Here is a 12,970-nt window from a genome sequence, read left to right as displayed (position 1 = left end):
AAATTATAATCTAACAATTAACCCGCAAGTTTAACTGCATCAGCAATACTTTGTGCTTGAGTTTGGGTCATTTCAGCGCAAGTAGATTCAACCATCACTCGAATAAGTGGCTCAGTACCTGATTTTCGTAATAATACTCTGCCTCTTTCGCCCATAAACGCCTCAGCAGCTAACACTGACTGCTTAACTGATTCAGCAGCAATAATCTCATCGGCATTATCAGCATTTAAGCGTACATTGATAAGCACCTGAGGCAGTTTAGTCATTCCTGACTTAACATCCGCTAAGCTTTTTCCTGACTCAATCACCGCATCAAGTACTTGAAGTGATGCAACAACACCATCACCTGTGGTGGTGTGTTTTAAGCTTAAGATATGACCCGAGCCTTCCCCGCCCAATTGCCAGCCAGTCTGTTTTAATTGCTCAACCACATAACGGTCGCCCACTTTGGCACGAACAAAAGGAATATCCATCTCTTTTAGCGCTAACTCAAGACCTAAGTTAGACATTAAGGTGCCTACTACACCACCTTGTAATTCGCCTTTAGCTTGTGCCGCTTGAGCAAGAATAAACAATATTTCATCGCCATCAACGGCATGGCCATTATGATCAACAAATAAGACTCTATCGGCATCACCATCTAAAGCAATACCGAGGTCTGCTTCATGAACCATCACTGCGGTTTGCAGGCTATCTAAATGGGTTGCACCACAACGCTCGTTAATATTCAGACCATCAGGCTTGTCATTAATACTGATCACTTCTGCGCCAAGTTCTGCATACACTTCTTTGGCGATGTGATAAGCCGCGCCATTGGCAGAATCTACTACAATTTTGAGCCCAGTAAGTGACTTATCTTTATCGAAAGTCCCTTTACAAAACTCAATGTAACGACCCGCAGCATCTGATATACGGCGTACCTTGCCTAATTTATCAGAATCAACACAGGTCATCGCACCATGGTTAATGGCTTGATCGAGTAAGTGTTCTATCTCTAATTCTTGGGCATCGTTTAACTTGGTACCCGAGTTTGAAAACAGCTTAATACCATTATCATAATATGGGTTGTGGGATGCACTGATCACCACACCCGCATCGGCTCTAAATGTCGATGTTAAATATGCAATAGCTGGTGTTGGCATTGGACCAACCAGCGCACAGTTAATACCCGCTGCAGAAAAGCCCGCTTGCATCGCAGTTTCAAGCATATAACCACTAATACGAGTATCTTTACCAATAATCACTTCTTTGGTGCCTGCTGACGCTAAAACCGTCCCCGCAGCCCAACCTAATTTCATTGCAAAAGACGGATTAATAGGAAAGTCACCCACTTTACCGCGCACACCATCGGTGCCAAAATACTTACGAGACATTATTACTCCATTAATTAAATCAAAACTAACGTCTAAAAATTTCTATGTTACTTATCCAATTTGAACCACATTGTTTTTTTCTAGTTCAAAAGAGTTTTTTTGTTGATAAACTAAATCACAGATTCCATCTGTAGGATTAAATCCAGTTGGAGTTTTTAATAAAATTTCACGGATTTCTTCATGATTAAACTCATGACAAGCAGTATCTAAGCGGTCAAGGATAATTGAATATTCAGACCAATCTAGATTAATCTCATTCGCTGTCATTATCCTTTCATGTTCAGTACCTGTTACATCATCACCAATCAATAACTCTTCATAAAGCTTTTCTCCTGGACGTAGGCCAGAGAAGTCGATTGAAATATCACCATCTAAATTTGTACTATTTTTGATTTCTAAACCGCTCAAATGAATCATTTTGGTGGCTAAATCAACTATTTTTACAGGTTCGCCCATATCTAAAACAAACACATCACCACCTTTACCCATAGCTCCAGCTTGAATAACTAACTGAGAAGCTTCCGGAATCGTCATAAAAAAACGAGTGATATCAGGATGAGTGACAGTCAGAGGCCCTCCATTGGCGATTTGATTTCTAAAAAGCGGTACAACAGATCCTGAAGAGCCTAAAACATTACCAAATCTGACCATACAAAAACGTGTATCATGTTTCTCTTTAGCAAATGCCTGAAGTACTAACTCAGCCATTCTCTTTGTTGTCCCCATTACATTAGTAGGGCGCACTGCTTTATCTGTCGATATTAATACAAAAGTTTCAACTTTTGCATTAATAGCCGCTCTCGCGGTGTATAGGGTACCAAAGACGTTATTACGAACTCCCTCTACTACATTATGTTCAACTAAAGGGACATGTTTATAGGCGGCCGCATGGTAAACCGTCTGTACCTTAAAAGCTTCCATTATGGCTGTAACTCTATTTTCTTTTTGAACAGAGCCAATCATAGGGATAACTTCAACTTCAATGCCTAGTGAAGTTTTTAACGCTAAAAGTTCACGTTCAATTGCGTATAAACCATATTCAGATAATTCAAAAAGGACTAACTTTTTAGGAGCTTGCTTAAGAATTTGTCTACACAATTCTGAACCTATAGAGCCGCCAGCACCAGTAACCATTACGACTTTATCTTTGATATTAGCTTTTAAGAGATCATCGCGAGGAGCAACCGAATCACGACCAAGTAAGTCATCAATTCCTACTTCTTTTATATCACTAAATAGTTTTTTTCCATTGACTAGATCAGCCATAGCAGGAATTGTCATCACTTGAACTGCTAAAGGCTCTAATATTGACAGTATTTCATGCCTGCGAGAGCGACTAGCGCTAGGTAACGCTAAAAGCACTTTTGTGGCTGACTTTTGTTGTACTAACTTTCGAATTATTGAAGGTGAATGAACATGGATTCCTGAAATAACAGTACCATGTAAAGAGGTATCGTCATCTACAAAGGCATAAGGATAATATTCATGGCTTTGCATTAAAGATGTCATCAATTGTCTACCACTGACTCCTGCTCCATAAATTATGACTGGTTCACCTTGTTTTTTAGTACCCGTTCCGATTACTGAACGGAATAATGAGCGAGTTCCACCTGTCAATACTAAAATAAATGAAAAATAGATTATTGGAACAGTTCTAGGTACGTCTGCATTGGCAAAATAAGCGAGAATAACCAATGAAAAAGTTGATATAGCTGCACCTAGTAAAACGGCTGTAAGTGCCTGTATACCAAGATACCTTAAAACTGCTCTATAAAGTCCTAATTTGATGAATGTTATTAGAGTAATTGGAGTAATTAAACTAATTAATAACCAGTTATTCAAGTTAGAAAAAATACTAAAATCATCAACTCTGACAAAAAAAGCAGCCCAAAAAGCAACTAAGATGAAAGCGCAATCAATAGCCAAGCTGATCAGCCGCTTTTGAAACCTAGGAAGCCTAAAAATATTGTTAAAAAAGTCCATTTACTGGCTCCGAAATAATACTAAGTTGAAATATTACTGAAAATATATAGATAAATGCTAATCAAGAAAACTTAACATGTTGGGATGAATTTTTTATGAATAATATAATTCTACAGCTTTGATAAAGTCTTTTATGTGACCCTTAGGGAGTTTATTCACTCCTGCTGCTGCAGAGCGCCCTCCGCCTGTTGCAAACTGACAGCAAATATCGCCCGCACCTTGTTTATTATTTAAAGGGGCCCGTAATGAGACAGTGTAAGAGCCATCATTATTATCAGTGAGCACTGCATGCGCACGACTAGGGGATTCATTAGCTAAGTAATTTCCATATACTCCACTGATCCTTTTTGCCCACGTGGTATTTGGTAATTCAAACACAGCCAATTTGCTATCATCAAGAATGGGTTCAATAGCTTTAGCATTTTCAAAATCGATTTTATATGCAGACTTTAAAACATAATAAGGCGAGTTGAGGTCATGAACAACCTCAAAGGGACATGGGTACTGTAAAAGAGCCAAATATAAGTCTGCCGGATGGAAATGTAAATCTGTGACATTGGCACCATAGCCATTGTAATTAATAAGCGTTCCAAGCTCTTTTAACTGCTCAGATTGCTGCGAAGATAAGCCTTCAAGCTCACACAGTTCATTTGCTTTGGCAAAAAGGTTATCGCCAAATGCAGCTGTTATTGCCCAATTGCGATATTTCCCTTTGAGCACTTCATCAACGAGTAATGAGGTGCAACAGTTTGCATCAAGGTTTATATGCGCATTTAAATTAGTGAAACTTGGAATGTCACCACTTCGATGATGATCTGCATAGAAAATATTAACCCCTTTTTCAAGTAATACTTGTAAAGGTTCAATGTTCTTCTCCATAGAGATATCAAGCACGGTAACATTATCCCCTTTGCCCGCCTCAACTTGCTTTAGCAGTTCGATATCACGTTTAACACCAGTGATTAAGGTACTCGGTTTGTTGTCTGCTAATCGCAACTGAAGTAAAGCAATTATGCCATCGGCGTCGCCATTAAATACGTCAAAGTTCATCTAATTTTTATCCTTCAACAATAAATTGATAAGCAATTAAATAGTCGATGACTTGCTTCGCACAAGCTTCGATATCCTTTTCAGCGGTTTTAACATGCACCTCTGGAGTTAAAGGAACATCATATGATGAGTCGATTCCGGTGAAGTTTCTTATCTCTCCAGCACGCGCTTTCTTGTACAAGCCTTTAGGATCACGTTGCTCGCACACCCCTATTGGGGTATCAATAAATACTTCAATAAATTGACCTTTAGTTAACTGTGTACGAACCATCTCTCTATCTTTATGGAAAGGAGAAATAAACGCCGTGCTCACGATTAACCCAGCATCAACAAATAGCTTAGAGACTTCACCAATTCTGCGAATATTTTCAATTCTATCTTCATCTGAAAAGCTTAAATCACCATTCAAACCATGGCGAACATTGTCACCGTCGAGCACGTAAGTTTTACAGTTTAAGTCATGAAGCATTTTATCAACTGCATTGGCTACAGTTGATTTACCGGAACCACTTAAGCCAGTGAACCATAAAACGGCAGGCTTATGGCCATTTTTATTTATTCTATCCGAAGCACTCACACTAGCGTTATGCCAAATAACATCAGACGATTTATCACCTTGTACGTCGACTTCTTTATACGGGGTATGAGACATGAGAATCCTTTATAGAGCCTATTTAAAATGGAAAAAAGATCGGCACAGCAATAATAACAATTACGCCATACGTCAGACTGACAGGCAGGCCAACCTTCACAAAATCTTTTAATTTATATTGACCAGCATTAAATACCATCAAGTTAGTTTGATACCCGTAAGGGCTGATAAAACTACCACTTGCAGCAAAAGCAACAGTCATCACAAAAGGTAATATATCGACACCAAACCCCAAGGCTAAACTATAAGCAATTGGGAACATTAACGCTGCAGCAGCGTTATTTGTAACAAGCTCAGTCATTAACCAAGTTAAAAGATATATTAGAATTAATGCAATATAGGCATGCTCTTTATCAACACTGCGGTTAACCAAATCCCCCAAATACTCCACGACTCCAGCATTAACCAAAGCATGTGAAAGTAAAATTGCAGATGAAACAATCAGCCATATATCAACTGGTAAGCGCCGCAAAATTTCGTTGACATTCACTGAACGACTAAAAAGTAAACCACCAAGCAAAATAACCAAACCTTGAAGTAAATCAATAACACCAAATGCGGCTAAAGCGATTGTTAATACAAAACCTCCGACAGATAGCCATGCTTTCCAGCCATTGAGTCGCTTCTCAGTTTCTACTCCGGTCAAAACAATAAAGTTTTTACTGATATTTCGTCGTGACTTGAAGTCATCGCCAGCAGCTAAAACCAAAAAGTCACCCGCTTTGATCTCAATATCCCCCAATTTACCAGAGACTTGCTCGCCATCTCTTCTAATAGCAACAACTGCAGCATCAAAGAGCGCTCTGAAACCAATATATTTTAATGTTTTTCTCACTAAGATACTTTCTTGACGAACTACTACTTCAGTTAAATTGGAATCTTTTAAATCATTGGTATGAGCAAAAGTCTCTAAACCTGAAAATTGACTTAGCTGACCAACTTTGGTGATGTCACCACTGAAAATTAATCGGTCATTTTGCTGCAATACTTCAGTAGGAGATACAGGGCTAATTAAATGACCATCCCTAACAACTTCCACTAAAAATAAAGACTCTAAGTGCCGTAAACCGTTATCTTCAACAGAACGGTTTATTAGCTCAGAGTTTTCTACAATTTTTGCATCAATAAAATATCCTTCTCTTCCATCAGCTTGATGCTCATTCTCAGGCAAAAATTTGACAGAAATCGCCAATACCAGGCCACAACCAATAACTAAAATTATGCCTATAGCCGTGAATGAAAAGAACTCTAGAGAATGACCTTCTGCATCAATAAATAGACTGTTTACAATTAAATTTGTTGATGTACCAATGAGGGTTAATGTCCCCCCCAAAATAGCAGCATAAGAAAGGGGTAAAAGTAATTTACTGGCAAAATGGTGAGGATTATTGCGTATAGGAGATAAAAGCGTAGCAACAACAGCGGTATTATTAAGTAGCGCCGAACAAGCTGCAGTAATTGTAAATAGGCGAAAAAATGTCGCTTTGTAGCCTACTAGAATAACTTTAGATGCAATTATTCGCAGTAATTTAGTCTTCTCTAATGCAAATGAACATACGATAAGTAAAATAAGCGTTATCAGGCCAGGATTTGCAATACTTCCTAATAATTGAGATTTAGTGACGAGGCCGGTTGCAACAAGTGTTAGAAGAGTTACACCAAATACGGCAGCAGGCCTACTTTGAAACTTTAATAACCCTATTATAGTTAGTATAAAAATCGTGACTGTTAGGTATGCGTCTATAGACATAAAATCTTCAAAATATATGATGGAACCAAAAAAGGCTGCAAGCATCATAAATTGCAAAGCAGCCTTTTAAAGTTAACACTTTAAAAGTGGTTAACCTATAACTTTAGCGCCCCAATGCGGGAAGTGTTTTCTGACTAACGCATTAAATTCAACTTCAAATTCTGAGTACTCAGAATCCTTTGTTAACTCTTTACCAGAAATCTCATTTCTTATCATGCCGGCACCAACGGTAACGTTAGTCAAACGGTCAATAATAATAAAAGCACCTGTTGAACGGTTAGTACCATAAGCATCAAATTGAACGGGCTCATTAACTGCGAAATTACAGCTGCCCATCTCGTTTAATTCAAGCTGAGTTGCGTCTGAAACCTCAAGTGTATTAACATCAACGCGATGGTTTACTGCCTCAACATAACCGTAAACTGATTTACTACCAACTTTGATGGCATACTCACGATCAACATGCAGTGCTTCTTCTGTCATCCACACAACATCAGCTTCAAAATGGCTTGCTGATGATGTTAATTCGTGTGGTCTAACAAGCATATCGCCGCGACTAATATCAATTTCGTCTTCAAGAGTAATAGTAATCGCCATACCAGCTGAAGCTTTTTCGATATCACCATCAAAAGTGACAATAGATTTAACTTTACTTTCTTTACCCGATGGTAACGTTTTTACTGTATCACCAACACGAATATCACCCGAAGCAATCGTTCCGCAGAACCCTCTGAAGTCTAGATTAGGACGGTTAACATACTGAACTTGCATTCTAAATGCGCTAGATACATCACGGTTAATGGTAACTGTGTTCAGTAACTTCATCATGGTAGAACCAGGATACCAAGTCATATTTTCACTTTCGTTTACGACATTATCACCTTTTAACGCAGAGATAGGGACAAAACGAACATCTTCAAAAGATAAGTCCTCAGCAAATTCACGGTATTCTTTTTTGATATTTTGATAAACACTTTGGTCGTAATCAACAGCATCCATTTTATTAATAGCAATAATGACGTGTTTAATACCTAGCTGAGAACAAATAAAGCTATGACGGCGAGTTTGAACTTGAACACCGTGACGAGCATCAATAAGGATAATGGCTAGATCTGCTGTTGAAGCACCAGTTGCCATGTTACGAGTATATTGCTCATGACCAGGAGTATCAGCGATAATGAACTTGCGTTGCTCCGTTGCAAAATAACGATAAGCAACATCAATGGTAATACCTTGCTCTCGTTCTGACTGCAAACCATCTACTAATAAAGCTAAATCAAAAGAGTCGTCAGTGGTATTAAATCGTTTAGAGTCTTTTTCAATTGCTGCCATCTGATCTTCAAAAATCATTTTGCTATCAAACAACAATCTACCAATCAACGTTGACTTACCATCATCCACACTACCGCAAGTTAAGATACGGAGCATGTCTTTATTTTCATGCACTTTTAAATATGCTTCAATATCAGAAGCAATAAGAGACGTACTGTTAGACATCAATCTTTCCTTAAATTTGGATCATCTTTAGCAACGAAAGTTGCTTAAAATTAGTTCAAGCTTTTATGACTTAGCAAGGTAAAATATGGATTCAAGATTAAAAATAACCTTCCATCTTTTTCTTCTCCATCGAACCTGCTGAGTCGTTATCAATAACTCGGCCTTGACGCTCTGATGTTGTACATAAAAGCATTTCTTGAATAATTTCAGGCAAGGTTTGTGCAACTGAATCGACAGCACCTGTTAGTGGGTAACAGCCAAGTGTTCTAAAACGAACCATCTTTTGTTCTGCAGTTTCGCCTTCTTGCAATTCCATACGATCATCATCTACCATGATTAACGTACCATCTCTTTCAACTACTGGACGCTTTTTAGCAAAATATAGAGATGGAATTTCGATACCCTCAAGGTAAATATATTGCCAGATATCTAACTCAGTCCAATTCGATAACGGGAATACACGGATACTTTCACCTTTATCAACTTTACTATTATAAATATTCCAAAGCTCAGGACGTTGGTTTTTAGGATCCCAGCGATGCTTATTATCACGGAATGAATACACACGCTCTTTTGCACGTGACTTTTCTTCATCGCGGCGTGCGCCACCAAAAGCGGCATCAAAGCCGTGCATATCGAGAGCTTGCTTTAAGCCTTCAGTTTTCATGATATCTGTGTGCTTAGCACTACCATGAACAAACGGGCTACAGCCCATTTCCATTCCTCGTGGATTTTTATGTACGATTAAATCAAAATCGTACTTTTCAGCCATTTGATCCCTAAACTGGATCATTTCTTTAAACTTCCAATTAGTATCAACATGCATTAAAGGAAATGGGATTTTCCCTGGGTAAAATGCTTTACGAGCTAAATGCAGTAATACTGATGAGTCTTTACCAACAGAGTAAAGCATTACAGGATTATCGAATTCTGCAGCAACTTCACGCATGATATGAATTGACTCAGCTTCGAGTGCTCTTAAGTGAGTAAGTCTTTTATCGTCCATTTAATTTTTGACCCTATTTTTATTTTGAAGCGATTAAAAGTACACTTTTAAGCGCTTCACATGTCGTAGTAATTTCTGCTTTAGTTAGCGTGGGATGAATCAAGAACATTAAGGATGTTTCGCCAAGTTCTTTGGCGTTAGTTAATCTTTTTTTAGGTCTAAAATTAGTATCATCAAATGCTTTTTCTAAATATACTTCTGAGCAACTGCCTTGAAAGCAAGGAACCCCGAGTTTTTCAATTTCAGCGGCTATTCTATCTCTATCCCACCCTTCTTTTAAGAGCTCAGGTATAATAAATAAATATTGTTTATAACGAGCATGTGTGAGATCAGAATTAATTTGCGGTACTCTAATGCAATTGAAACAACTAGCAACTGACTCTATGGCTTCAGCATTTGAAATTCGATTAGAAGACCATTCATGCATTTTCGTTAACTGAATTCTACCAATAGCAGCTTGCATTTCAGTCATGCGCCAATTAGTGCCAAAGCTTTCGTGTAACCAACGGAATCCTGGCGGATGTTCGCGGTTATAAATAGCATCGAAGCTTTTGCCATGATCTTTATAAGACCACATAGTTGACCATAAAGACTTATCATTAGTCGTCACCATGCCACCTTCACCACCGGTCGTCATGATTTTATCTTGGCAAAAAGACCATGCTCCAATATGTCCGATAGAACCAACAGAGCGCCCCTTATATTTGGCACCATGAGCTTGGGCACAATCCTCAATAACATAAAAACCGTGCGCTTCTGAAAGAGCCATAATCGCATCCATATCTGCTGGCATTCCAGCTAGATGAACAACAATTACAGCCTTGGTTTTTGGCGTTAACACAGCTTCAATACTTTCTGCAGTAATATTTTGACTATTTAAATCAACATCGGCAAAAACTGGTGTCGCGCTTGCTGTAACTATTGAGGAGACAGAAGCTAGAAATGTACGTGGAGTAGTAATGACTTCGTCATCAACACCGATATTTAGCGCTTTCAACGCAAGGTCTAAAGCTAAAGTGCCGTTACCTAAAGCAATCGCATGATCACAGCCAACCCAAGCCGCAAATTCTTTTTCAAAGTTTCGACATTCTTGACCAGTCCAATAATTGACTTTATTTGAGAGTAAGACATGAGTTACAGCCTCAGTTTCTTCTCGTGTAAAAGAAGGCCAGGGAGAGAATTTTGTATTCAGCATTATTTGACAACCGTTTTAAATATATAAATGAGATCTTTGCTTAAAGACCACGTCATAATGTACGACAAATTAATTTTGACTTTATCAGGCCAAATTACATTTTTGTTAAACTCTTCGGGATTATCACTTTGCGCCAACAATTCTTCTTCATTACGGTATTTTAAAGTTGCAGGCCCTGTAATTCCTGGTCTTAATGATAAAATACCTCGTTGATTGTCAGTTAATTTGTCAGCAAAACCGGGAACATCTGGTCTAGGCCCAACGAAACTCATATCACCTAAAATAACATTCCATAATTGAGGAAGCTCATCTACTTTAGTTTTTCGAAAGAACATTCCGATTTTTGTAATTCGAGGGTCTTTACTTGTGGTAACCGAAGAATCGAAACCAGAGACTGATATCATGGTTTTAATTTTTATCACTCTGAATAGCTTTCCATTTAGACCTACACGCCATTGTAAAAAAAATCCATTTGATGATGTATCCAAACTAGCAATAATCCAAGCGAACAAGATTAACCAACCAAAAAATAAAAGGCCTAAAAAGGAAAATATAATATCAAAACTTCTTTTGATAAATGCTTGTCGTTCATTCAATTTAACCATATCAATTAAAACCATTGAGTTTACCATGTTTCACTTCTATAAGATCTAAAGCAGCTTTTATTTTGATTGCATCTCTATCTTTACTATAATCAACAGACTTATAATTAAAATTATTTGGAAAATCAAATTTTACAGTAGTTATTATACCTTTACTTTTTAGCCACAAATGTACTTTATCAATCTCTTCTTTAGGGTTCATACATAAATCTTCATAAAAAAGCTGAAACATATTTCCAGCATACGTACTATCATCTAGGCGACGATTGAGCCAATAAACCTGAGCAGCAACTTTTTCATGATTACTTAGATAATTAACACCTAAGCACTCCTTAGGTACTATAGATATCCAATCTGAACTATTGTTTTTCATAGAATTGAACAAAGACAAGGCATTTGAAACGGGATCTCTTCGCAACCTTATAAATGCAGCCTTTGGAAAATGGTTACAAACCTCTGTGGGGTATAATGTATGTCCAAGAAAAGCCGTTAAAAAAGGGGTAGAATTATTAGTCAAAGAAAGTAAAACTGAATTTATATAACTAGTTCGCTTATCGATATGAGCAGACTTACCTAATGTATAGTCCTTGTCTTCTAAGCTAAAATCAAACCAATAACTCCAAAAATCTAAACCTTCTGCAGGCCCATCCACACCAGAAACTAGACCGTGTTGAGACTCGAAATTAGATTTATGCTTCAAAGTTAGTAAAGATGATAATAAACCACCTAGTAATGGTAACTGATAAAACAGAATCCAAATGTTAGACAAGTACTGAAATGTCAACCTATGGCATAATGATTGATAAGTTACAGTTGATCCACTTCTTGGTAAAGCCAATAAAAACACAGCATTACTAAGATTTTTGCTTTTATGTTTTTTTATTAAAAAAGATTCAAAAGGCCTGAAAATAAACAGGGGTAACCTTTGAAAAAGCTTACATAACTTGACTAATAAACTCTCTCTTTTCATAAGTTTTCGCCTTTCATACTTTTTCGCCTGATATCTTCTTGTAAAAGTAAAATTGATAACTTTTTTAAAATAGGAATTCCACTCTTATCTATCATCCATTTGAATTGATACAAGAAACTAACGATAGCTCCGAACCAAGGTTTATATACTAGATTAAGATCTGAATATGCCTTTCTGAAGTTAAACTTACTAATTAAAAACTGATGAATATTAGTATCATGACTAATACTTCTTGTTCCGTCAGAAATATAATTAAAGTTCAGGTCATACAGATAATGTTTTTCCATTTCATGAAATAATAAATAAGAAGAAAACTTCTTCATAGAGTCAGGAGTACACCACATCGTTACATAGAAACAAACATTTTTTTCAATATAATTTTCAGAAAAAGCGACCATTTTATTAGTATCATTCTCAAAAACTCCGAAAAAGTCGGTATTATCGGGTAAGCTATTTATTGATAATAAAAACTCTGGTTTTGTAAAAATACGCTCGTGAGTTTTATAACGACTATATGCGCTAATATATATATCATATCCATAGTTTAAAATAATTTCTTTATCTATCAACTTCACAAAGTATTTAGAACTAGCCTTTTTAACCATATATCTAGTTTTCTTAGGTAGATTCTCTATAGGTTCAAAATTATCTTTAATTATATGCCACCAACATTGATTATTAGTTCTATCGAAGTTTTTATCCCAACGAATAAAGTAACAATCACTAACTTTAAGAATTTCGTAGGCTTCACATGGTTTTAAGTTTTCCTGTTTTATTGGAGGGGACAAAGGGAAGAGGCCTTTTTGATTCTCTCTAAAACAGATCCCTTTACTACTTTCAAATTTATAGCCGATCAAGAGTTACTCCAGTTGAAATTATTACTTTATAAAAT

General features: G+C 37.1%; 11 protein-coding genes. All 11 read right to left on the bottom strand.

Going from position 1 to position 12,970, the window contains the following annotated elements; all coding sequences use genetic code 11:
* Positions 1–17 precede the first annotated feature (17 nt).
* The 11 genes from glmM to K5Q58_RS10030 all read right to left on the bottom strand — a co-directional run bounded on the left by glmM (position 18) and on the right by K5Q58_RS10030 (position 12,935).
* Positions 18–1,373: a phosphoglucosamine mutase gene (gene glmM / locus K5Q58_RS10080; protein WP_220753803.1), complete on the bottom strand. Its 1,356-nt coding sequence runs from the start codon at positions 1,371–1,373 to the stop codon at positions 18–20.
* Between the two features lie 51 nt (positions 1,374–1,424).
* Positions 1,425–3,356, bottom strand: a complete 1,932-nt coding sequence (locus tag K5Q58_RS10075; protein ID WP_220753802.1) for a nucleoside-diphosphate sugar epimerase/dehydratase — start codon at positions 3,354–3,356, stop codon at positions 1,425–1,427.
* A gap of 93 nt (positions 3,357–3,449) precedes the next feature.
* Complete coding sequence (locus K5Q58_RS10070; protein ID WP_220753801.1) at positions 3,450–4,406, bottom strand: DHH family phosphoesterase; 957 nt, start codon at positions 4,404–4,406, stop codon at positions 3,450–3,452.
* 7 nt (positions 4,407–4,413) lie between these two features.
* Positions 4,414–5,058: an adenylyl-sulfate kinase gene (cysC, locus tag K5Q58_RS10065; RefSeq protein WP_220753800.1), complete on the bottom strand. Its 645-nt coding sequence runs from the start codon at positions 5,056–5,058 to the stop codon at positions 4,414–4,416.
* Positions 5,059–5,080: 22 nt separating this feature from the next.
* Positions 5,081–6,808, bottom strand: a complete 1,728-nt coding sequence (locus tag K5Q58_RS10060) for an SLC13 family permease (protein ID WP_220753872.1) — start codon at positions 6,806–6,808, stop codon at positions 5,081–5,083.
* A gap of 90 nt (positions 6,809–6,898) precedes the next feature.
* Positions 6,899–8,305: a sulfate adenylyltransferase subunit CysN gene (gene cysN / locus K5Q58_RS10055; RefSeq protein ID WP_220753799.1), complete on the bottom strand. Its 1,407-nt coding sequence runs from the start codon at positions 8,303–8,305 to the stop codon at positions 6,899–6,901.
* Between the two features lie 97 nt (positions 8,306–8,402).
* On the bottom strand, positions 8,403–9,311 hold the full coding sequence (cysD, locus tag K5Q58_RS10050) for a sulfate adenylyltransferase subunit CysD (RefSeq protein ID WP_220753798.1): 909 nt from the start codon (positions 9,309–9,311) through the stop codon (positions 8,403–8,405).
* Between the two features lie 19 nt (positions 9,312–9,330).
* A complete protein-coding gene (locus K5Q58_RS10045; protein ID WP_220753797.1) occupies positions 9,331–10,506 on the bottom strand; it encodes a DegT/DnrJ/EryC1/StrS aminotransferase family protein in 1,176 nt (391 codons plus the stop codon).
* Positions 10,506–11,126, bottom strand: a complete 621-nt coding sequence (locus K5Q58_RS10040) for a sugar transferase (RefSeq protein ID WP_220753796.1) — start codon at positions 11,124–11,126, stop codon at positions 10,506–10,508. Before K5Q58_RS10040 ends, K5Q58_RS10045 begins: the two co-directional genes overlap by 1 nt.
* The gene (locus tag K5Q58_RS10035; RefSeq protein WP_220753795.1) at positions 11,113–12,078 is read right to left on the bottom strand and encodes a sulfotransferase; all 966 of its coding nucleotides are present in this window, start codon (positions 12,076–12,078) and stop codon (positions 11,113–11,115) included. The genes K5Q58_RS10040 and K5Q58_RS10035 overlap by 14 nt, the downstream gene beginning before the upstream one ends.
* Positions 12,075–12,935 carry a hypothetical protein gene (locus K5Q58_RS10030; RefSeq protein WP_220753794.1) on the bottom strand — a complete coding sequence of 287 codons (861 nt, stop codon included), beginning with the start codon at positions 12,933–12,935 and terminating at the stop codon, positions 12,075–12,077. Before K5Q58_RS10030 ends, K5Q58_RS10035 begins: the two co-directional genes overlap by 4 nt.
* Between the last annotated feature and the right edge of the window lie 35 nt (positions 12,936–12,970).

The sequence above is a fragment of the Shewanella sp. KT0246 genome, from assembly GCF_019654955.1.
GTDB lineage: Bacteria > Pseudomonadota > Gammaproteobacteria > Enterobacterales > Shewanellaceae > Shewanella > Shewanella goraebulensis.
This window is presented reverse-complemented; position numbering and strand designations above follow the sequence as displayed.